This window comes from Streptomyces sp. NPDC052107 (assembly GCF_040680215.1).
In the GTDB taxonomy this organism is placed as follows: domain Bacteria; phylum Actinomycetota; class Actinomycetes; order Streptomycetales; family Streptomycetaceae; genus Streptomyces.
In genome coordinates, this window is the sequence record NZ_JBFAWG010000006.1 from 88,967 (window position 1) to 109,808 (window position 20,842).

The window sequence follows — 20,842 nt, forward strand, 5'->3', positions numbered from 1 at the left end:
GGTTTTCGTGTTCTCTGGTCAGGAGTGGTCGAGACCTGTAGCCTCCGTCGGGGTTGTGCGTAGCGGAACGGTCGTTGCACTCAGTGCAACGCAGGCGCGGAGGTGCGACGGCGACATGAGCGACACACCCCTCTTCCCGGAACCTGATGTGGCGCTGATTCCCGCGCCCAGCGTTTCGGCCTCGCTGCCCGGTGGTGGCACCGGATTCGTCATCGACGCGGGCACCGAGATCGACGCCGGCGAGGGCACCGAGCGGGTCGCGCGCTGGCTGCGGGCGACCGTCGGCGCGGCGACCGGGCTGCCGCTGGCCCCGCACCGCGACGGCGGCTCCCGCGTCCTGTTGCGGATCGCCCCCTCGCTCGAGGACGAACTCGGCAGCCCCGAGGCCTACCAGCTGTCCGCCGACGGCTATCTGATCCGCATCGACGGCGCGAGCGAGGCCGGCCTTTTCTGGGGCGCGCAGACCTTCCGCCAGCTGCTCGGCCCGGAGGCCTTCCGACGCGCCCCCGTGACCGGCCGTACCGAGTGGGAGGTTCCGGCCGTCACCGTCCGCGACGCCCCCCGCTTCCACTGGCGCGGTCTTCTCCTGGACGTGGCACGGCACTTCATGCCCAAGGAAGGCGTGCTGCGGTATCTCGACCTGATGGCCGCGCACAAACTCAACGTCTTCCATTTCCATCTGACCGACGACCAGGGCTGGCGGATCGAGATCAAGCGGTATCCGAAGCTGATCGAAACCGCCTCCTGGCGGGCACGGTCGAAATTCGGTCACCGGGCCTCCCCGCTGTGGGAGGAGAAACCGCACGGGGGTTACTACACCCAGGACGACATCCGGGAGATCGTCGCCTATGCCGCCGAGCGGCATATCACCGTCGTCCCGGAAATCGACGTACCCGGCCATTCGCAGGCCGCGATCGCCGCGTACCCGGAACTCGGTAACACCGACGTCATCGACACCACCGCCCTCACCGTCTGGGACAACTGGGGGATCGCCGCCAACGTACTCGCCCCCACCGACACCACCCTGCGCTTCTACGAGGGGGTGTTCGAAGAGGTCCTGGAGCTGTTCCCCGCGCAGTTCATCCATGTCGGCGGCGACGAATGCCGCAAGGAGCAGTGGTCCGAGTCGGTGACCGCCAAGACCCGGATCGCGGACCTCTCCCTCGCCGACGAGGACGAGCTGCAGTCGTGGTTCATCGGCCATTTCGACGCCTGGCTCGCCGCGCGCGGACGCAGGCTCATCGGCTGGGACGAAATTTTGGAGGGCGGGCTCGCCAAGGGCGCGGCGGTGTCGTCCTGGCGCGGTTACGGCGGTGGGATCGCGGCCGCGCGGGCCGGCCATGACGTCGTCATGTGCCCGGAGCAGTACGTGTATCTGGACCACCGTCAGGCCCCGGGCGAGGACGAACCGGTGCCGATCGGATTCGTGCGGACCCTGGAGGACGTCTACCGGTTCGAACCCGTCCCGGACGGGCTCACCGAGGCGGAGGCCCGGCATGTGCTGGGCACTCAGGCCAACGTCTGGACCGAGGTGCTGGAGGACAGCGCGCGCGTGGACTACCAGACCTTCCCCCGGCTCGCGGCCTTCGCCGAGGTGGCCTGGAGCCGGCTGCCCGCCCCCGCGGAACGGGACTTCGCCGGCTTCGAACGCCGTATGACCGCCCATTACGCGCGACTTGACGCCCTCGGCGTGGCCTACCGGCCGCCCACCGGGCCCCGGCCGTGGCAGAAGCGCCCCGGTGTGTCCGGTCGCCCGATCGAGGGATCGCCGCCGAACAAGTGACCGCCCTGTTCAGGCGGCCGTCCCGAACAAGTGCTGGAAAACCGCGCCAAGGGTCACCGAAGAGTGTCAATCGACGCGCACCGGCAATGCCGTGCAAAAACGGACCATCTCCGCGATGAGGTGGGCGAATGCCTCCTAAGGGACCCCCGTCTTCGGCACTTGCGAAGATGTGCCAGAGTTGCCACGTCCGCCCTGTGAGCACGTACCGTACGGCCACACAGGTGGGACCAGGTGGGGCAGCGGGAAGGGGCAGCCGGTTTGACCACGCACGCACCGCAGGCGGAGCAGGCCGTCACGCTACCCACGACGCTGGACGAGGCCGTGGCGGCCCTCGCGGCCATGCCCGCCGCCGTGCCCGTCGCGGGCGGCACCGACCTGATGGCCGCCGTCAACTCGGGCCAGCTCAGGCCCGCCGCCCTGGTGGGTCTCGGGCGGATCAGCGAGATCCGCGGCTGGCAGTACCAGGACGGCCACGCGCTGCTCGGCGCGGGCCTCACGCACGCGCGCATGGGCCGCCCCGACTTCGCGGCCCTGATCCCGGCCCTCGCCGCCGCCGCGCGCGCCGCGGGCCCGCCGCACATCCGCAACGCGGGCACCCTGGGCGGCAACATCGCCTCGGCCGCCCCCACCGGGGACGCGCTGCCGGTGCTGGCCGCCCTGGAGGCGACGCTGATCATCGCGGGCCCGGGCGGAGCCCGCCGGGAGATCCCGGTGTCACACCTGCTGGCCGGCATGGAGATGCTGCGCGGCGGCGAACTCGTCGGCTACGTGCGCGTGCCGCTGCTGCACGCCCCGCAGGTCTTCCTCAAGGCGACCGGACGCACCGGCCCGGGTCGTGCGCTGGCCTCCGTGGCCCTGGTCCTCGACCCCGCCCGGCGCGGAGTGCGGTGCGCCGTCGGTGCCATAGCGCCGATGCCGCTCAGGCCCCTGGAGGCCGAGCAGTGGGTCGCGCAGCTGATCGACTGGGACAACGACCGCGCGCTCGTCCCGGAGGCCCTGAACGCCTTCGGCGAGTACGTCGCCGCGGCCTGCATCCCGGACCCGGCACCGGAGCCCGACGGCTCGGTGCCCGCACTTCCGCCCGCCGTACTGCACCTGCGGCGCACCGTCGCCGCACTGGCCCGACGAGCACTGGGGAGGGCGCTGTCGTGACCGACGACCAGCACGGACAGGGCACGCCCCAGGGCGGCGCACGCTGGGACCCGCTGCCCCAGGGCGACTACGACGACGGCGCCACCGCCTTCGTCAAGCTCCCCGAAGGCGGCATCGACGCCCTGCTGTCCGGCGACAGTCCGCTGGCCGCGCCGGGACACGGCTATGTGCCGCCGCGGATAGCGGTCGCCCCCGGCACCGGCGACCCCGCCGCGACCGGCACCTGGACCGCGCCCGCCGGCGGCGCCGAGTGGCCCGACCCGAACGCCACGCCCCGGACGCAGACCGCCGACGACCGGTTCACCTACAACCCCGGCGCGACCCAGCACTGGACCTTCGAGGAGCCCGCGGCGCCGGCCGCGCCCGGACACGACGTCACCGGGCAGTGGTCGATCCCGGTCGCCGGTGGTGATCTTCAGGACGAATCGGGCGAGTTCACCGCGTCCTCGCTGGTCGAGCAGTGGGGTGGCGGCACCCCGCCGGCCACCCTGCCCGGCGGCGCGCCCGCGCCCTGGGCGACGGAGGACGCGGCCCGCTCCTGGGACCGGCCCGCCGACACCGGCCACACCGGCCTGCCCGACCACACCGACGCACACCCGGCGGGCGGTCCGGGCGCGCCGGGGTACGCACCCGCACCGGACGGGCGGTACGGGCAGGGGCGGTCCGGCCATCCCACGGCCGCTCGGGACGAGTCGGGGGTCGGTGAAGCCGGTCACGGTGACGGCCGGCAGTCCGAGTCCGCTGAGGCGCACGTCGGGGCCGGCCGCTTCGAGGCCGACCACCCCGGCCGGTTCGGCGAGTCCGTCGAGCCTGCTGAGTTCGGCGATTTCGAAGAGTTCGGCGAGTCCGCGGAGCCGGCGCAGCGAGGCGTCCCGACCGGGTTCCCGGAGCAGCGGGCCGAGCCGACGGCGGGACGACGACCGGACACGGACGGCCACGGCCCCGCGGCGGCCCCTGAGCGCCCCGCTGGCGGCCCGGCAGACCACGAAGGTCCCGTGGCCCCCACCGGAGCCCCGCAGGCAGCCACAGCCCGCACGACGCCCACCAGCCCGGCCACGGCCGACCAAGCGGCACCGCGGACCCCGGCCTCAGCACCCGTACCGGAGCACGCCGCCGACGCGACCGAGGCCGCCGCAGCAGCCGCACCCGGGGCGGACGGCGAGGGCGCCACCGAGGACACCGCGCCCAGGCCTCAGGAAGCCGAGGGACCCGCGGAGCACACCGCGCCCCTCCCGCCGCACGACGACCACCCGTCGGCCTCCTACGTCCTGCGCGTCAACGGCGTCGACCGGCCCGTCACCGACGCCTGGATCGGCGAGTCGCTGCTGTACGTCCTGCGGGAGCGGCTCGGGCTCGCGGGCGCCAAGGACGGCTGCTCGCAGGGCGAGTGCGGGGCCTGCAACGTCCAGGTCGACGGCCGGCTGGTCGCCTCCTGCCTGGTCCCGGCGGTCACCGCGGCCGGCAGCGAGGTGCGTACGGTCGAGGGCCTGGCCGTGGACGGACAGCCCTCCGACGTGCAGCGCGCGCTCGCCCGGTGCGGTGCCGTGCAGTGCGGTTTCTGCGTGCCCGGCGTGGCGATGACCGTGCACGACCTGCTGGAGGGCAACCCCGCGCCGACCGAGCTGGAGACCCGGCAGGCGCTGTGCGGCAACCTGTGCCGCTGCTCCGGCTATCGGGGCGTTGTGGAGGCCGTCAAGGAGGTCGTCGCCGAACGCGAGGCGTCGCATGCCGCCGACGTCGAGACGGACGCGGACGAGGCCCGTATTCCGCACCAGGCGGGCCCCGGCTCCGGCGGGGTCAACCCGTCGGCGTTCGAGGCGCCCGGCGCGTTCGACACCCCGCGTGCCGCTCCCGGCGGCTACGGCGACACGCCGCCGTACGGCACGCCCGACCCGTACGGCACACCGCCGCACGGCACGCCGGGACCGCAGGACCCGCACTACGGCCAGGACGGAGGCCAGGCGTGAGCAACGAAGCCGCCACGGCGACCACCGCCGCGGAACCCGCCCCCGAGGCCGAGGCGTTGCCGCACGGTCTCGGCGCCTCCCTGCCGCACGCCGACGCCCGGGCCAAGACCGAGGGCACCTTCCCGTACGCGGCCGACCTGTGGGCCGAGGGCCTGCTGTGGGCGGCCGTGCTGCGCTCCCCGCACGCGCACGCGCGCATCGTGTCCATCGACACCAGCCACGCGCGCGAGATGCCCGGCGTACGGGCCGTCGTCACGCACGAGGACGTGCCCGGCACCCCGCGCCACGGCCGGGGCACCCCCGACCGGCCGGTGTTCGCCTCCGAGGTCGTACGGCACCACGGCGAGCCCATCGCGGCCGTCGCCGCCGACCATCCGGACACCGCGCGGATGGCCGCGGCGGCCGTCATCGTCGAGTACGAAGTACTCGACCCGGTCATCGACCCCGAACAGGCCTTCGAGGCCGAGCCGCTGCACCCCGACGGCAACCTGATCCGGCACATCCCGCTGCACCACGGCGACCCGTCGGCGGTCGGCGAGGTCGTCGTCGAGGGTCAGTACCGCATAGGGCGCCAGGACCCGGCCCCGATCGGCGCCGAGGCCGGCCTCGCCGTGCCGCGCCCCGACGGCGGCGTGGAGCTGTACCTGGCCTCCACCGACCCGCACACCGACCGCAACACCGCCGCGGCCTGCTACGGCCTGTCCCCGGATCGGGTGAAGATCGTCGTCACCGGGGTGCCGGGGGCCACCGCCGACCGCGAGGACCAGGGCTTCCAGCTCCCGCTCGGCCTGCTCGCCCTGAGGACCGGCTGCCCGGTGAAGCTCACGGCGACCCGCGAGGAGTCCTTCCTCGGTCACGCCCACCGTCATCCGACGCTTCTCCGGTACCGCCACCACGCCGACGCCGAGGGCAAGTTGGTTAAGGTGGAGGCGCAGATCCTGCTGGACGCGGGCGCGTACGCCGACACCTCCTCCGACGCGCTGGCCGCCGCCGTCTCCTTCGCATGCGGCCCGTACGTCGTCCCGAACGCCTTCATCGAGGGCTGGGCCGTCCGCACCAACAACCCCCCCTCCGGCCATGTGCGCGGCGAGGGCGCGATGCAGGTGTGCGCGGCCTACGAGGCGCAGATGGACAAGCTGGCGAAGAAACTGGGCCTGGACCCGGCCGAGCTGCGCCTGCGCAACGCCCTCGCGACCGGTGACGTCCTCCCGATCGGCCAGACGGTGACCTGCCCGGCGCCGGTCGCCGAACTCCTGCAGGCCGTGCAGGACTTCCCGCTGCCCGCCCTGCCCAAGGACACGCCCGAGGAGGAGTGGCTGCTGCCCGGCGGCCCCGAGGGCGCGGGCGAACCGGGCGCGGTACGCCGGGGCGTCGGCTACGGCCTGGGCATGGTGCACATGCTCGGCGCGGAGGGCGCCGACGAGGTGTCCACGGCGACGGTCAAGGTCCACGACGGAGTCGCGACCGTCCTGTGCGCCGCCGTGGAGACCGGCCAGGGCTTCACCACCCTGGCCCGGCAGATCGTCCAGGAGACCCTCGGCATCGAGGAAGTCCACGTGGCGCCGGTCGACACCGACCAGCCGTCGGCCGGCGCGGGCTGCCGGGGCCGGCACACGTGGGTGTCGGGCGGCGCGGTGGAGCGCGCGGCGAAGATGGTCCGCACCCAGCTCCTGCAGCCGCTCGCCCACAAGTTCGGCATGTCCACGGAGCTGCTCCAGATCACCGACGGCAAGATCACGTCGTACGACGGTGTGCTGTCGACCACCGTCACGGAGGCGATGGACGGCAAGGAGCTGTGGGCCACGGCCCAGTGCCGCCCGCACCCGACCGAGCCGCTGAACGCCTCCGGCCAGGGCGACGCCTTCGTGGGCCTGGCCTTCTGCGCGATCCGCGCGGTGGTGGACGTCGACATCGAGCTGGGCTCGGTGCGGGTGGTGGAGCTGGCGGTCGCCCAGGACGTGGGCCGGATCCTCAACCCCACCCAGCTGGCCGCCCGTATCGAGGCGGGCGTGACCCAGGGCGTAGGCATCGCGCTCACCGAGAACCTGCGCACCCCGCGTGGCCTGATCCGCCACCCCGACCTGACCGGATACGCCCTCCCGACCGCGCTGGACGCCCCGGACATCCGGATCGTCAAACTGGTCGAGGAACGGGACGTGGTCGCCCCCTTCGGCGCCAAGTCCGTCAGCGCGGTCCCGGTCGTGACGGCACCGGCCGCGATCGCCTCCGCGGTCCGCGCGGCCACCGGCCGCCCGGTCAACCGGCTCCCGATCCGGCCGCAGGCGGCGGTGGTGACGGGCCAGTGAGCACCCGGAGGCTCGCCCCACGGCGGTGACGATCCGCGTCGGTGCGCAACGCACCCGGCTCGGCCGACGTCCTTCCTGGTGAGGGCCGTTGTCAGTGGGGCGGCGTAGGCTGCGCAAGCAGTGGGGGCAGTCGCGCTCACGGACGCAGGTGGGGCACGGGGAAGATCGCGGGGGAGCGATGAGCACGACCGATGCCGGGGTTCCGGCGATCACACTGACCGAGGCGGACCTGGACCGTTATGTCACGCACGGGCCGACGCGCGGCCTGCTCGGCGGCAGCGGACTGCCCGCGGACACCGACCTGTTGACCTTCTCCCCGCTGCGCAGGCACGGTCTGCGCACGCTCGCCGACGCCGCGGACGGCCCGTTCCGGGTGGCGGACGAGCTGCGGGACCGGCTGGTGATAGGCGAACTGCTCAACCCGGCGAGCATGGAGCGCGAGTCGATCCTGCTCGACGGCGGCACCGGCGAGCTGACGACGGTGTACCTGTTCGCCCCGTCCGAGCCCCGCCCCTTCGCGCCCTCCCTGGCCACGCTGCTGCGCTTCGCCGCGGTCACCGAGGAACTGGCGGGCCTGCGCGGCCGTTTCGCGTCCCTCGCGGGTCAGTACGGCCCCAGGACGGTCGCCGAGGCGACCCGCCGCCTGCTCTCCCTCTTCGAGGAGGGCGCGGACGGCGAGGTTTCGCCGTACTGGAAGGTGGCGGCCCTGATCCGCCCGCTCGCCCTCGTCGCCGGCCCCGGCACCGCCTCCGGCCTCACCCTGGACGTCCCCGCGCGCGTCCTGGACCAGGAGTTCGGGCACGGCAGGGTGACCCGCTTCGAAGACGTCGACTTCCCCCCGCCCCTCACGCACGAGCCGACCCGGCGCTTCCTGCGCGAGACCGGCCTGCCGGAGGAGGCGGTCCTCTTCCACGCCGACACGGACGTCCCGCTGCCGACGCTCCGGGAGTACTTCACCGATGAGTACGCGGGCGACTACCCCCTCGACGAACTCCCCGCCCACGCCGACCACTTGATCCGCCTGGGTCACCTCATCGAGGACATCAGCCTGGTGGTCGACGGCAGAACGGGCGCGGTGCTGACCTTCAGCGAGCCGGAGGCCACGCTCTACCCCCTCAACACCGACGTCTCAACCCTCGCCTTCACACTCTGGCTCCTGCACCACGAACGCACCATCGACGAACACCTCGCCAACGAACTGACGACGGAGGCGTACGACCAGCTGGCCGCGGCGATGATCCACACCCTGTCGTCCGTCGACCCCACGGGCACGGCGCCCGGCACCGACTGGCACTACTGGACGGAACTGTTCCAGGACGAGGCGGGCGGGGTCCTGTGACCCGGCCCGCCCGCCCGCACCACGCTCAGCCGAGGGACGCCCAGCTCTTCCAGTAGGTCGCGTCACCGGCCTGGACGCGGCTCTTGAAGGTGCCGGTGCCGGTGCCCACGTTGAGCCACAGCCGGTTCGAGGTGTCGCGGGAGACCAGGTCGCCGCGGCCGTCGCCGTTGACGTCACCGGCGCCCACGGCGTCCTGGTAGGAGCCGCCCCAGTCCTTGAAGACCAGGACGCGGTCCTCGAGGGTGCCGCCGCGGACGCCGTTGTAGCGCCAGAGTTCACCCGACTTGTCGAGCGCGAGCACGTCGCCGATGCCGTCGCCGTTGAGATCGCCGGCACCGATGACCCGCTTGTAGCCGGTCCATGCGGAGCGGATCTTCTTGCGGGCCAGGAAGCCGTCCGTCCCGTTGTGCGCGTACAGGTACAGATCGCCGGTGCGGGCGTCTCGGGCCAGCAGGTCGGGGCGGCCGTCGCCGGTCTGGTCGCCGCTGGAGAGCAGCGTGTCGTAGCCGCTCCAGTCCCGGGCCAGGCGCCGGTACGCGGAGTCGGGCGTGGGCAGTCCGCCGCAGACCGGCGTGTAGAGCCGGGTCTCGCCGCCGGGCAGCCGTACGACGAGGTCGTTGCAGCGGTCGCCGTCGAAGTCCCCGAACGGCACGACGCGGGTCGTGTCCGCCCAGGGGCGCGTCTGATAGGTGACCAGCGGATTGGCGGAGTCCTGCGTGAGCAGGTTCATCGTGTCGCCCTTGCCGATGCCCACGAGGTCCGCGCGGGTGCCGTCGGAGTAGTCGTGCCACTTGGGCAGGGTCCGGCTCGCCGTGGTCGCGGTGTACGAGATGCGCGAGGAGCCGTCGTCGGCGGACTGCGTCCAGACCGCCACCGGGCGCCCCTTGTCATCGGTGGCCACCAGGCCCGCGCTGGTCGTGCCGTCCTTCTGGGAGCTGAGGGTGCGCGGCTTCGACACGCTGCCGCCCGCCACGGTCTGGGCGACGAAGTCCCGGCGGACCGTACGGCTGGAGACGAACCGCTTCTGCGTGTAGGTGACGACCACCGAGCCGTTCGCGGTCTGCGTGCTGCCGACCGGGCCGTCCTCGGCGTAACGGGTCAGCTGCTGCGCGGCACCCCAGCTGCCCCGGGACGCGAGACGGGTGGCGACGGCGGGGCCGCCGCCCTGCCAACCGACCGCGGTGACATCGCCGTTCGCGGCGGTCAGCAACGTGGCCGGGGCGGACGGGCCCGCCTCGATTCCGGTACTCTGGCCGGCACCCCAGTCCGCGGCACCGGCCGCCTTGCGGGCGTAGGTGCCACCGGCCAGCAACTGGAAGCCGCCCTGCGGATCGGCGGCCAGCGTGACCAGCCGAGGCTTGTCGCCCAGCTGCGCCAGGGCACGTGGCGCCGTCCAGGAACCGGCCCCCGCGGGCTTCTCCAGGAAGCGGTAGTGCCACTGGTAAGCCGTCGGATCCGGGTCCACCCCGTCACCCGTGTAGTAGCTGTCCCCGCCCCACACCAAGCCCACGGACCCGTCGGTGGCCACGGCGAGACGCAGGTCCCGCAGCGTGTAGTCGTAGGTGTGGTCGGGCCGGACGATCGGGTCCGGGAGCCGATCGAGGCCCGCCGGCGCGGACCAGGCGGACCGCAGGCCGGAACGCTCCACGACCGTCAGCCGACGGTCGGCGTCCATCCAGGCGACGACCTGCCTGCCCGCGGAGTTGGCGGCGATGGTGGTCACCGGCGTCCGCCGGTCGACCCCGACGCTCGCGGGCGTACCCGTCGCGACGTCCTCGGCCGGACCGAAGGCGGTGCCGTCGGGAGCCAGCCGGGACATCCGCAGCGTGCTGGGCCCGCCGCCCGTCCCCGGCACCCACCACAGCAGCGCGAGCGCCCCGTCGTCCGTCCGCCGCAGCGTGGCCCCCGGCGCCGCATCCGTCGATCCCCAGGCGGCGCTGCCCGCGGGCCTGACCGAGAGCACCGTCTTGCCCCCCTGCACGAAGAGCCCCGCCAGCGTCCCGTTCCGGGCCGACTCCAGTTCGACCACCCGGCTGACCCCGGCCAACTCCTTCGCCCCGGCCCACGGCCCGACCCCGACGGAAACGGCGGCACCGGTGACCGCCGCCGGCGTCGCGACCGCACCGGGCGCGCCGACCCCTACCAAGACCACGGAAAAGAGCGCGCTCCCCCAGAGCACGCGAGACCGCATCAGCATGTGTAAGCCCCCCCGGGCATGGCTGCGATGAAAGTAAAGGCAGCGTATATCAGCCAAGATCGGGGAGCTGGCAGAGCGAGGACCGGTCATCGCTCGCCGGCCGCGCCGGCAATCGAACCACGCGATTCGCCTTGTGAACGGGCAGTCGGCGGTGCACCGGCTCCAGCCACGCCACTCGGCCCGGCCGAGCCCTGCTCCCACAGCCGATCTTTTGGTTTTGCCTGGTCAAAGCACCAGAGGCCGTGGCGGGATTCGAACCCACGTAACTCGCTTTGCAGGCGAGCCCCTGAACCACTCGGGCACACGGCCGTGTTCTGTTGTCGTCTCGGCCGTGGTGGGAGTCGGACCCGCGTAACTCCCCGCGAGCGGAGCTCGCTGATGGATGCTGCGCGGGCGAGCCCCTGAACCACTCGGGCACACGGCCGTGTTCGTGGGAATGACGTTATGGCGAGGTGCTCCACGGGCTCAAGGCGAACGTCGGGGCTGCAATGCGACTGCCACACGGCGTTCATGAACGGCCCGGAGGCGTACGACCAAGGTCGCAGGGCGGGCGGGACCGAGGACAGGGGTCAAACCGTGCTGTGGGCCTTACTCTGTCGGCCATGAGTGCCCTTGAGTCGCGTGACGCCGATGTCGTGGAGCCCGTCGAGCAGGGCGACGGTGTGCTGGGCCGGGCCTACCGGGCGCTCAGCGTCGGGATCGTGTCCGTCGTGCTGCTGATCGCCTTCGAGGCGACCGCCGTCGGCACCGCGATGCCGGTCGCGGCGCGGGAGTTGGACGGCGTGGCCCTGTACGCGTTCGCCTTCTCCGGGTACTTCACGACCAGCCTGTTCGGCATGGTGCTGGCCGGGCAGTGGTCCGACCGGCGGGGGCCGCTCGGGGCGCTGACCACGGGGATCGGGGCCTTCGCCGCGGGGCTGGTCGTCGCCGGGACCGCGCAGGTCATGTGGGTGTTCATCCTCGGGCGGGCCGTGCAGGGGCTCGGCGGGGGACTGGTCATCGTCGCGCTGTACGTCGTCGTCGGCCGCGCCTACCCCGAGCGGCTGCGGCCCGCGATCATGGCGGCGTTCGCGGCGGGCTGGGTCGTACCGTCCATCGTCGGCCCGCTCGCCTCCGGCGCCGTCACCGAGCACCTCGGCTGGCGCTGGGTCTTCCTCGGCATCCCGGTCCTCGTCGTCTTCCCGCTCGCCCTCGCACTGCCGCAGATACGGCGGAGGGCGGCGGGCCCGGTGGACGAGGAGGCCGGCGCCCTCGCCTTCGACCGGCGGCGGATCCGGCTCGCCCTCGGCATCTCCCTCGGCGCCGGCCTGCTGCAGTACGCCGCCCAGGACCTGCGCCCCCTGTCCCTGCTCCCGGGGCTCGCCGGCGCCGCCCTGCTCGTTCCCGCCGTCCTCGGTCTCCTCCCGCGCGGCACCTACCGGGCGGCCCGCGGTCTGCCCTCCGTCGTGCTGCTGCGCGGTCTGTCCGCCGGTTCCTTCATCGCCGCCGAGTCCTTCGTGCCGCTGATGCTGGTCACCCAGCGCGGCCTGTCGCCGATGCTCGCCGGGCTCTCGCTGGCGGCGGGCGGCGGCAGTTGGGCGCTGGGCTCCTGGATGCAGTCCCGGCCACGCATGCAGCCGTACCGGGAGCGGCTGATGACCGGCGGCATGGTGCTCGTCGCCGCCGCGATCACGGCCGCGCCCAGCGTGCTCCTGCACTCCGTGCCTGTCTGGACAGTCGCCGTCGCCTGGGGCTTCGGCTGCTTCGGCATGGGCCTGGTGATCTCCTCCACCAGCGTGCTCCTGCTGAAGCTGTCCGCCCCGGAGGAGGCCGGCGCCAACTCCGCCGCCCTCCAGATCTCCGACGCCCTCTCCAACGTCGTCCTCCTCGCCGCGGCCGGCGCGGCCTTCGCGGCCCTGGGCGGCGGCAGCACGGCGGCCACCACGGCCACGGCCACCGACGGCACCCACCCCGCCGCCTTCGCCGCCGTCTTCCTGCCGATGACGGGGGTGGCGCTGGTGGGGGCCTGGGTGACGACACGGCTGAGGGCACGCTGACGTGGGCACGTGAGGGCGCGATGACCTGGCGAAAGTCGGTCGCCGAGCGGCCTCTCGCACCCTAGCCTTCCCCCATGCCCGAGCTGACCCTCTCCCTCGACGTCGCCACCCGGCAGGCCCTGGACGACCTCGCCGACGCCTCCGGCCGCCGGACCGACGAGGTCGTCCTGGCGGCCGTACACCGGTATCTGCACGAGGAGCAGGCGGTCGTCCGCACCCAGGCCGAGCGTCTCGCGCGCAGTCACGCCGAGCTGCTGCGGAGGCTGGGCGAATGAGCCGCCACCTCACCGTCGCCGAGGTCACCGCCATCGCCGAGATCGCCTTCGGCGGCCGGCCGCCCGAGGCACGCGAGCCGGGGCTGCTGGCCTCCGCCGTGCACCGGCCGCGGGCCCGGATGTTCGGTACGGCCGCCTACGAGGACCTGTACGAGCAGGCCGCCGCCCTGCTGCACGCCCTCGCCGCCAACCACCCCCTGGTCGACGGCAACAAGCGCACCGCGTGGCTCGCAACCGCCGCCTTCCTCGCCGTCAACGGTGTGGATCTCGCCGACGCCGACCAGGACACCGCGTACGACCTGGTCATCGATGTGGCCTCCGGGGACCTCGGTGATGTCGGCGTGATCGCGGGGCGGCTGCGGCAGTTGTGACGTGGCTCCCACCCACGGGCGACCCGGCCTCGTTCGCGCGTTGACACCGTCGGGGCGCCGGTAGGGTGGCCCGGTTGTCATACGTAGCCGATCCCGCCCGTCACCCACCACCGCCCTAACGGACGCGCTGCGCGCGGCCCCTGAATTCCAGCCCCAAAAAACGGAGACCGTGACTACCGCCCGCCCGTCACCCGCCACCACCCTCAACGGAGGGCCCTCCGGGCCCGCCCCCATGTCCGCTTCCTCCGCTCACTCCCACCACCTGTCGCCCGCCTTCCCGGGTCGCGCGCCCTGGGGTACCGCCAGCAAGCTGCGTGCCTGGCAGCAGGGAGCGATGGAGAAGTACATCCAGGAGCAGCCGCGTGACTTCCTCGCCGTCGCCACGCCCGGCGCCGGCAAGACGACCTTCGCGCTGACGCTGGCCTCCTGGCTGCTGCACCACCACGTCGTGCAGCAGGTGACCGTGGTCGCGCCGACCGAGCACCTGAAGAAGCAGTGGGCCGAGGCGGCCGGACGGATAGGGATCAAGCTCGATCCCGAGTACAGCGCGGGGCCCCTGGGCCGGGAGTACGACGGCGTCGCGGTCACCTACGCCGGCGTCGGCGTGCGGCCCATGCTGCACCGCAACCGGGTGGAGCAGCGCAAGACCCTGGTGATCCTGGACGAGATCCACCACGCCGGTGACTCCAAGTCCTGGGGCGAGGCCTGCCTGGAGGCGTTCGAGCCCGCCACGCGCCGGCTCGCCCTGACCGGTACGCCCTTCCGGTCCGACACCAACCCCATCCCTTTTGTTACGTACGAGGAGGACAACGCCGGCATCCGGCGGTCCGCCGCCGACTACACCTACGGGTACGGGTCCGCGCTCTCGGACGGCGTCGTCCGGCCGGTCATCTTCCTCTCCTACAGCGGCAACATGCGCTGGCGCACCAAGGCCGGTGACGAGGTCGCCGCCCGGCTCGGCGAGCCGATGACCAAGGACGCGATCAGCCAGGCCTGGCGTACGGCGCTCGATCCGCGCGGTGACTGGATGCCCAGCGTGCTGCGCGCCGCCGACCAGCGGCTGACCGAGGTCCGCAAGGCCATCCCGGACGCCGGTGCCCTCGTCATCGCCTCCGACCAGGACTCCGCCCGTGCCTACGCCAAGCTGATCCGCGAGATCACCGGTACGAAGGCCACCCTCGTCCTGTCCGACGACGCCGGCGCCTCGAAGAGGATCGACGAGTTCAGCGACAGCAACGACCGGTGGATGGTCGCGGTGCGCATGGTGTCCGAGGGCGTCGACGTGCCCCGGCTGGCGGTCGGCGTGTACGCGACGACGATCTCGACCCCGCTGTTCTTCGCGCAGGCCGTCGGGCGTTTCGTACGGTCCCGGCGGCGCGGCGAGACCGCGTCCGTGTTCCTGCCGACCGTGCCCGACCTGCTCACCTTCGCCAACGAGATGGAGAAGGAACGGGACCACGCCCTCGACAAGCCGAAGAAGGAGGGTGAGGAGGACCCGTACGCCGAATCCGAGAAGGAGATGGAGGAGGCGAACAAGCAGCAGGACGAGGACACCGGCGAGCAGGACATGCTGCCCTTCGAGGCGCTGGAGTCCGACGCCGTCTTCGACCGGGTGCTGTACGACGGCGCCGAGTTCGGCATGCAGGCGCACCCGGGGAGCGAGGAGGAGCAGGACTACCTCGGCATTCCGGGCCTGTTGGAGCCCGAGCAGGTGCAGCTGCTGCTGCAGAAGCGGCAGGCCCGGCAGATCGCGCACAGCCGCAAGAAGCCGGACAGCGAGGCCGACCTGCTGGAGCTGCCGGCCGAGCGGCGGCCGGTGGTCACGCACAAGGAGATGATGGAGCTGCGCAAGCAGCTCAACACGATGGTCAGCGCGTACGTCCACCAGAGCGGCAAGCCGCACGGGGTGATCCACACCGAGCTGCGCCGGGTCTGCGGCGGGCCGCCCAGCGCGGAGGCCACGGCGGGGCAGCTGCGGCAGCGGATCGCCAAGGTGCAGGAGTGGGCTACGCGGATGAGGTGACGCTCCGCCGGGTTGGCGGTCCTTCCGCCCACCCCGCCCACCCGTTTCGCTCGCTCTTGGTCATGAGGTGGCCGACTGGTCATGAGGTGACCGACGCGGGGCTCCGCCCCGGACCCCCAGGGATTGGCGCGTGTCAGTTCCTGGGGCGTGTGCGTATCCGGACGAATTCAGGCAGGCCGGATCTGGTCTTGCCCGGATTCTGGACGGAGACTTCCGCTCAGCGAACCTGCTTCGCTACTGTCCCGCTACGCACACGCCCCGTGGCAGCGCCGCCGCGGAGCGCAGCCGTGAAGCGACATGCCCGGAGCCGCCGGGCCATCCTGCCGATCGGCGGCCTCTGAAGCGCGTCGCCGACGGGACTCGGCGACGCATCCGCCGCTCAGGGGTCCGCCGACCTCACCGCCGAAGGAGTGGGCGTCGTGACCGCGGAGACCTCCCAGACGCTCGACCGGGGACTGCGTGTCCTCAAGCTGCTCGCCGACACCGACCACGGGCTGACCGTCACGGAGCTGTCCACGAAGCTGGGCGTGAACCGTACGGTGGTGTACCGATTGCTCGCCACGCTCGAACAACACGCGCTCGTACGGCGGGACTTGGGCGGGCGAGCCCGGGTCGGGCTCGGGGTGCTGCGGCTCGGCCGGCAGGTGCATCCGCTGGTGCGGGAGGCCGCGTTGCCCGCGCTGCGGGCGCTCGCCGAGGACATCGGGGCCACGGCGCATCTGACGCTGGTGGACGGGACGGAGGCGCTGGCCGTCGCCGTGGTCGAACCCACGTGGACCGACTATCACGTGGCGTATCGCGCCGGGTTCCGGCATCCGCTGGACCGGGGTGCGGCCGGCAGGGCGATCCTGGCCGCACGGCAGTCGCCGTCCACGGACCCCGGGTACACCCTCACCCACGGCGAACTGGAGGCCGGGGCGAGTGGGGCGGCGGCGCCTTTGGTGGGCGTCACGGGCGTCGAGGGCAGCGTGGGCGTCGTCATGCTGTCGGACTCCGTACCGGAGCGAGTGGGACCGAGGGTGGTGGAGGCGGCGAAGGAAGTCGCCGAGGCCCTGCGCTGATCAGCCGGCCTGTGCTGAAGCCGCCCTCAGGGGCGCGGGCAAGTGCGCGAGCCCACCACGCACCCGCACCCGGCACACAGCCCACACCACCCCTTTGCCCATCCGGCCAATCACCCACGCGCACCTTTGGCCGATGCGCACACCCCACCACGCCACCCCCTCCGCATCATCAAGGGCCATACACCCCGGAGGCGGAGGGAACAGCGCGGTGGACACAGTGGGTACACGGCCGGAGGCCACGGCACGAGAAGCAGGCAGCACACGTCGGCTCACCCGGCGCCAGCCGGTGCAACGGCTCGTAGGGGAGGCCGCCGGCAGCCCGCTCAGGCGGAGCATGGGCGTGGCCCAGCTGACGCTGCTCAGCGTGGGCGCCACCCTCGGCACAGGGATCTTCGTGGTGCTGGGGCAGGCCGTGCCGGAGGCGGGGCCCGCCATCGTCGTCTCCTTCGTCGTCGCCGGCGTCACCGCCCTGTTCTCGGCGCTGTCGTACGCGGAGCTGGCCGGCATGATCCCCGGCTCGGGATCCTCCTACAGCTACGCCTACGCCACCCTCGGCGAGCTGGTCGCCTGGGTGTGCGGCTGGTGTCTGATCCTGGAGTACGGGGTGTCGGTCGCCGCCGTCGCCGTGGGCTGGGGGCAGTACGTCAACGAGTTGCTCCAGCTCACCTTCGGCGTCACGCTGCCCGACTCGCTCAGTGCGCCCCCTGGGGCCGGCGGCACCCTCAACATCCCCGCCGCCCTCATCGTCGTACTCGCCATGGTCGTCCTGCTGCGCGGGGCCAAGGAGAGCGCCGTCGCCAACACCGTCATGGTCGGCGTCAAGATCGCCGCCCTCGTGCTGTTCTGCGCGGTCGCCTTCACCGCCTTCCGCGCCGGGAACTTCCACCCCCTCTTCCCGCTCGGTGCCGCCGGCATGAGCGCCGGAGCCGCCTCGCTCTTCTTCTCCTACATCGGGTTCGACGCCGCCTCCACCGCAGGTGAAGAGGCACGCAACCCGCAAAAGGACCTGCCGCGCGCCATCATCCTGTCCCTCCTCCTCGTCACCGCCCTGTACGTGCTCGTCGCCGTCGCCGCACTCGGTGCCATGCCGTGGCAGCGGTTCGCGGGGACCGAGGCCACGCTCAGCGAGGTGCTCGTACGGTCCGTCGGCGGCGGGAACCTGTGGCCGATCCTGCTGTCCGTCGGTGCGGTCGTCGCCACCACCAGCGTGGTGCTCACCGTGCAGTACGGGCAGATCCGCATCCTCTTCGCCATGGCCCGGGACGGGCTCGTGCCGCCCCTGTTCGCCAAGGTGCACCCGCGCACCGGTGTGCCGCGCGCCAACACCGTGATCGTGTCGTCGTTCATCGCCGTGCTCGCCGCCCTCGTCCCGCTCGGCAGCCTCGCCGACGCCACCAGCATCGGCACGCTCTTCGCGTTCATGCTGGTCAACGTGGCGGTGGTACTGCTGCGCCGACGCAACCCCGACACCCCGCGCTCCTTCCGGGTGCCGTTCTCGCCCGTCACGCCCCTGCTCGGCGTCGGCTTCTGCGTCTACATGCTGGGCAGCCTGGGCACCGACACCTGGATCGCCTTCGGGGCCTGGATGGCGGCCGGGCTCGTCATCTACGGCCTCTACGGCATCCGGCACTCCAAGCTCGATCTCGATCCGGCCCTCGGGGAAGACTCCGCATGACCCGCCTCGACATCACCGCCGACGTCGTCACCCTCACCCGTGCCCTCGTCGACCTGCCCTCCGAGAGCGGGCAGGAGGCACAGATCGCCGACGCCGTGCACACCGCCCTGCGCGCCCTGCCCCATCTCACCGTCGACCGGGTCGGCAACTCCCTCGTCGCCCGCACCCGCCTCGGACGCGGCGAACGCGCGCTGATCGCCGGTCACTTGGACACCGTCCCGGCCGCCGGGAACCTGCCCTCCCGGCTCGCCGGCGAGCGCGTGCACGGGCTCGGCTCCTGCGACATGAAGGGCGGCGTGGCCGTGGCTCTACGGCTGGCCGCCACCGTTTTGGAACCGGTCCGCGACGTCACGTACGTCTTCTACGAGTGCGAGGAGGTGGAAGGGGACCGGAACGGGCTCGCCCGGATCGGGGCCGAGCGGCCGGCCCTGCTGGCCGACGCCTCACTCGCCATCCTCATGGAACCCTCCGACGCGGGCGTGGAGGCCGGCTGCCAGGGCATCCTCACCGCCGACATCGTGGTCAAGGGCGCCCGCGCCCACACCGCCCGCGCCTGGCAGGGGGTCAACGCCGCCCACAAGGCCGGCCCGGTCCTGCAACGGCTCGACGCGCACCGGCCCGAGCGGGTCCTCGTCGACGGGCTGGAGTACCGGGAAGGGCTCAGCGCCGTCGCCGTACGGGCCGGGGTCGCCGGGAACGTCGTACCCGACGAGTGTGTCGTCACCGTCAACTGCCGCTTTGCGCCCAGCCGCTCACCGGAGGAGGCCGAGGCGTACGTGCGCGCGCTCTTCCCGGAGTACGAGGTGCGCGTCACCGAGGTCGTCGGCGGTGCCCTGCCGCATCTGGACCGGGTCGGCGGGCTCGTCGCCGCGCTCGGTGCCGAGCCTCGGCCCAAGCTGGGCTGGACGGACGTCGCCCGGTTCGCCGCGCTGGACGTGCCCGCGCTCAACTACGGCCCCGGGGACCCCTCCCTCGCCCACACGGCGGAGGAGTACGTGCCCGTGGCGCATCTGCGCACATGTGAGGAGCGGCTCAGGGCGTGGCTGGCCTGAGGCCCGCCAGCGCCCGCAACTGGAGCCAGAGCACCAGCCGTTCGTCGGGCTGGTCCAGGTCGACCCCGGCGTGCTGCTGGAGCTGCCGGAGGCGGTAGCGGCAGGTGTTGGGGTGCACGGCGAGGAGCTTCGCCGCGCCGGCCATGTCGCAGCCCGCGTCGAACCAGCAGACCAGCGTGCGGGCGTACTCCGTGCCGTGCGCGGCGTCGTACGCCAGCACCCGGCGCCAGGCGCCCGCGCTCAACTCCCGCCGCTCGCCCATCACTTCGGCCAGTCGCAGCAGGGTGACGCGGGCCCGCACCTCGTCCACGCAGGCCACCGGCAGCTCGGCGTCCAGCACCCGCAGCACCAGGTCGGCGTCCGCCCGGGAGTCCGCCAGCCCTGCACCGTCCGGCACCACCTCGCCGAGCGCCGCCCGCACCGGCACCCGCAGCGCCAGCCCGGCCCGCGCCACGATGTCCTCGGCCAGCTTCCTGTGCCGCTCGCCGGAGCCGGGCAGCACCGCGTACACCACCCCGTCCACCAGCACGCCCGCGTGCCGCCCGTAGCGCGCCTCGCACTGCAGCCGTACGACGTCCAGCAGGCGCAGCGCGGTGCGCTCGGTGTCCGGGACGCCGGCGGCGGAGTCCAGCACGAAGGCCGCCACCCGGGCGGGACCGGCCAGGCCCAGGCGCCCGGCGGCCGTCGCCGCATCCGCCGCCGTGCCGTCCAGCAGGCGGCGCAGCAGCTCGCTGCCCCGGTGCCGGGCCAGTTCCCGGGCCGCGCGCGACCGCAGCAGGAGCAGGGCGGCCGTGGAGGCGCCCTGGGCGAGGGTGTCCTCGGCGTCCGGGGCGAGCGAGCCGCCGTCGATCACCCACACCGAGCCGAGCGTCTCCCCGCCGGCCCGTACGGGCATCGCCAGGCGGGGCAGGTCGCCGTCGGACAGCGGGGGCAGCCTCAGCGGGCGGTCGGCGGCGAACAGCCGGCGGTACTGCTCGGTGTTCTCCGCGCTGGCCGGAACCTGCCGGCCGAGGATGCCCTGCCGGCGGTCCTCGTCCACCGGCTGCCCGGGGACGGTGGAGTAGGCGAGGATCCGCTGCCGGGGGTCCTCGACGGCCGTGGCCCCGCCGGTCGCCGTCGCGATCGCGTCGGCCAGCGCGAACAGGTCGCCGAGCCCGCTGTCGGAGGCGGCGGCGGGCCGGGCGGCGATGGCCGAGGCCAGCAGCAGATGGACGTGGTGCCAGGCGGCGTCCTCGGCGACCGACAGCAGGGCCACGCCGTGCTCCTCCGCCGCAGCGACCGGGCCGTCCGCGCCGCGCACCACCACCCCGGTCAGCCCGGCTTCCGCCGCCGCCCGCAGCAGCGGCCCGGACTCCGCCGCCGGGACACCGACCGCGAGCAGGAGTGCGCCGGGCTGCCGGGGGAGCGGGGTGCGGCCGTCGTGGAGCACCGCCTCGGTCACCGGGACGGCCTGCCCGGCGGGGGCCGTGTGCAGGCGCAGGGCGGGGCCGCCGACGACATCAAGGAGGTCACCGAGGGTGCAGGCGTCCATGAGGGTCCCCAGCGGGCTGTTGGCGGATGGTGCAACGAACGTACGCGTGTGTTGGCCGCTCACACAACACACAC

Annotated in this window: 14 protein-coding genes and 2 tRNA genes; 12 read left to right on the forward strand and 4 right to left on the reverse strand. The window is 73.1% G+C overall.

The window, feature by feature from the left end; all coding sequences use genetic code 11:
• Positions 1-115: 115 nt before the first annotated feature.
• The 5 genes from AB0M27_RS08595 (at position 116) to AB0M27_RS08615 (ending at position 8,547) form a co-directional block, all read left to right on the forward strand.
• Positions 116-1,783: a beta-N-acetylhexosaminidase gene (locus AB0M27_RS08595; protein WP_365719345.1), complete on the forward strand. Its 1,668-nt coding sequence runs from the start codon at positions 116-118 to the stop codon at positions 1,781-1,783.
• A gap of 258 nt (positions 1,784-2,041) precedes the next feature.
• A complete protein-coding gene (locus AB0M27_RS08600; protein WP_365719347.1) occupies positions 2,042-2,935 on the forward strand; it encodes an FAD binding domain-containing protein in 894 nt (297 codons plus the stop codon).
• The gene (locus AB0M27_RS08605) at positions 2,932-4,902 is read left to right on the forward strand and encodes a 2Fe-2S iron-sulfur cluster-binding protein (RefSeq protein ID WP_365719349.1); all 1,971 of its coding nucleotides are present in this window, start codon (positions 2,932-2,934) and stop codon (positions 4,900-4,902) included. The genes AB0M27_RS08600 and AB0M27_RS08605 overlap by 4 nt, the downstream gene beginning before the upstream one ends.
• Positions 4,899-7,208 (forward strand): molybdopterin cofactor-binding domain-containing protein, encoded by a 2,310-nt coding sequence (locus AB0M27_RS08610; RefSeq protein WP_365719351.1) that lies wholly within the window; start codon positions 4,899-4,901, stop codon positions 7,206-7,208. Before AB0M27_RS08605 ends, AB0M27_RS08610 begins: the two co-directional genes overlap by 4 nt.
• Before the next feature lie 178 nt (positions 7,209-7,386).
• A complete protein-coding gene (locus AB0M27_RS08615) occupies positions 7,387-8,547 on the forward strand; it encodes an SUKH-4 family immunity protein (protein WP_365719353.1) in 1,161 nt (386 codons plus the stop codon).
• 25 nt (positions 8,548-8,572) lie between these two features.
• Here the strand turns inward: AB0M27_RS08615 and AB0M27_RS08620 are convergent, their stop codons facing one another.
• From AB0M27_RS08620 to AB0M27_RS08630, 3 genes are all read right to left on the reverse strand, one after another.
• Positions 8,573-10,699: a VCBS repeat-containing protein gene (locus AB0M27_RS08620; protein WP_365719355.1), complete on the reverse strand. Its 2,127-nt coding sequence runs from the start codon at positions 10,697-10,699 to the stop codon at positions 8,573-8,575.
• A gap of 282 nt (positions 10,700-10,981) precedes the next feature.
• Positions 10,982-11,053 (reverse strand) — tRNA-Cys (locus AB0M27_RS08625).
• Positions 11,054-11,070: 17 nt separating this feature from the next.
• A tRNA-OTHER gene (locus tag AB0M27_RS08630) sits at positions 11,071-11,168 on the reverse strand.
• A gap of 178 nt (positions 11,169-11,346) precedes the next feature.
• Between AB0M27_RS08630 and AB0M27_RS08635 the strand changes: the two genes are divergently transcribed.
• The 7 genes from AB0M27_RS08635 (at position 11,347) to dapE (ending at position 19,237) form a co-directional block, all read left to right on the forward strand.
• Positions 11,347-12,780 carry an MFS transporter gene (locus tag AB0M27_RS08635; protein ID WP_365719357.1) on the forward strand — a complete coding sequence of 478 codons (1,434 nt, stop codon included), beginning with the start codon at positions 11,347-11,349 and terminating at the stop codon, positions 12,778-12,780.
• A gap of 74 nt (positions 12,781-12,854) precedes the next feature.
• Positions 12,855-13,055, forward strand: coding sequence for a hypothetical protein (locus tag AB0M27_RS08640; protein ID WP_365719359.1), 201 nt, complete (start codon positions 12,855-12,857; stop codon positions 13,053-13,055).
• Positions 13,052-13,426, forward strand: a complete 375-nt coding sequence (locus AB0M27_RS08645) for a type II toxin-antitoxin system death-on-curing family toxin (protein ID WP_365719361.1) — start codon at positions 13,052-13,054, stop codon at positions 13,424-13,426. Before AB0M27_RS08640 ends, AB0M27_RS08645 begins: the two co-directional genes overlap by 4 nt.
• A gap of 232 nt (positions 13,427-13,658) precedes the next feature.
• Positions 13,659-15,449, forward strand: a complete 1,791-nt coding sequence (locus AB0M27_RS08650; RefSeq protein WP_365719680.1) for a DEAD/DEAH box helicase — start codon at positions 13,659-13,661, stop codon at positions 15,447-15,449.
• Positions 15,450-15,868: 419 nt separating this feature from the next.
• Entirely contained in the window at positions 15,869-16,510 is a 642-nt protein-coding gene (locus AB0M27_RS08655) for a helix-turn-helix domain-containing protein (RefSeq protein WP_365719363.1), read from the forward strand.
• Positions 16,511-16,727: 217 nt separating this feature from the next.
• On the forward strand, positions 16,728-18,185 hold the full coding sequence (locus AB0M27_RS08660; protein WP_365719682.1) for an amino acid permease: 1,458 nt from the start codon (positions 16,728-16,730) through the stop codon (positions 18,183-18,185).
• Positions 18,182-19,237: a succinyl-diaminopimelate desuccinylase gene (gene dapE, locus AB0M27_RS08665; protein ID WP_365719365.1), complete on the forward strand. Its 1,056-nt coding sequence runs from the start codon at positions 18,182-18,184 to the stop codon at positions 19,235-19,237. The genes AB0M27_RS08660 and dapE overlap by 4 nt, the downstream gene beginning before the upstream one ends.
• On the opposite strand, the gene AB0M27_RS08670 is transcribed toward dapE, so the two are convergent.
• Positions 19,218-20,768 carry a helix-turn-helix domain-containing protein gene (locus AB0M27_RS08670; RefSeq protein WP_365719367.1) on the reverse strand — a complete coding sequence of 517 codons (1,551 nt, stop codon included), beginning with the start codon at positions 20,766-20,768 and terminating at the stop codon, positions 19,218-19,220. The two genes, dapE and AB0M27_RS08670, sit on opposite strands and share 20 nt — an antisense overlap.
• Positions 20,769-20,842: the final 74 nt, after the last annotated feature.

What these genes read in the sequence shown, in the direction of transcription:
- AB0M27_RS08595 (WP_365719345.1), top strand. Translation starts at nt 116, where the DNA reads ATGAGCGACACACCCCTCTTCCCGGAACCTGATGTGGCGCTGATTCCC.
- AB0M27_RS08615 (WP_365719353.1), top strand. Translation starts at nt 7,387, where the DNA reads ATGAGCACGACCGATGCCGGGGTTCCGGCGATCACACTGACCGAGGCG.
- AB0M27_RS08635 (WP_365719357.1), top strand. Translation starts at nt 11,347, where the DNA reads ATGAGTGCCCTTGAGTCGCGTGACGCCGATGTCGTGGAGCCCGTCGAG.
- AB0M27_RS08640 (WP_365719359.1), top strand. Translation starts at nt 12,855, where the DNA reads ATGCCCGAGCTGACCCTCTCCCTCGACGTCGCCACCCGGCAGGCCCTG.
- AB0M27_RS08645 (WP_365719361.1), top strand. Translation starts at nt 13,052, where the DNA reads ATGAGCCGCCACCTCACCGTCGCCGAGGTCACCGCCATCGCCGAGATC.
- AB0M27_RS08650 (WP_365719680.1), top strand. Translation starts at nt 13,659, where the DNA reads ATGTCCGCTTCCTCCGCTCACTCCCACCACCTGTCGCCCGCCTTCCCG.
- dapE (WP_365719365.1), top strand. Translation starts at nt 18,182, where the DNA reads ATGACCCGCCTCGACATCACCGCCGACGTCGTCACCCTCACCCGTGCC.
- AB0M27_RS08670 (WP_365719367.1), bottom strand. Translation starts at nt 20,768, where the DNA reads ATGGACGCCTGCACCCTCGGTGACCTCCTTGATGTCGTCGGCGGCCCC.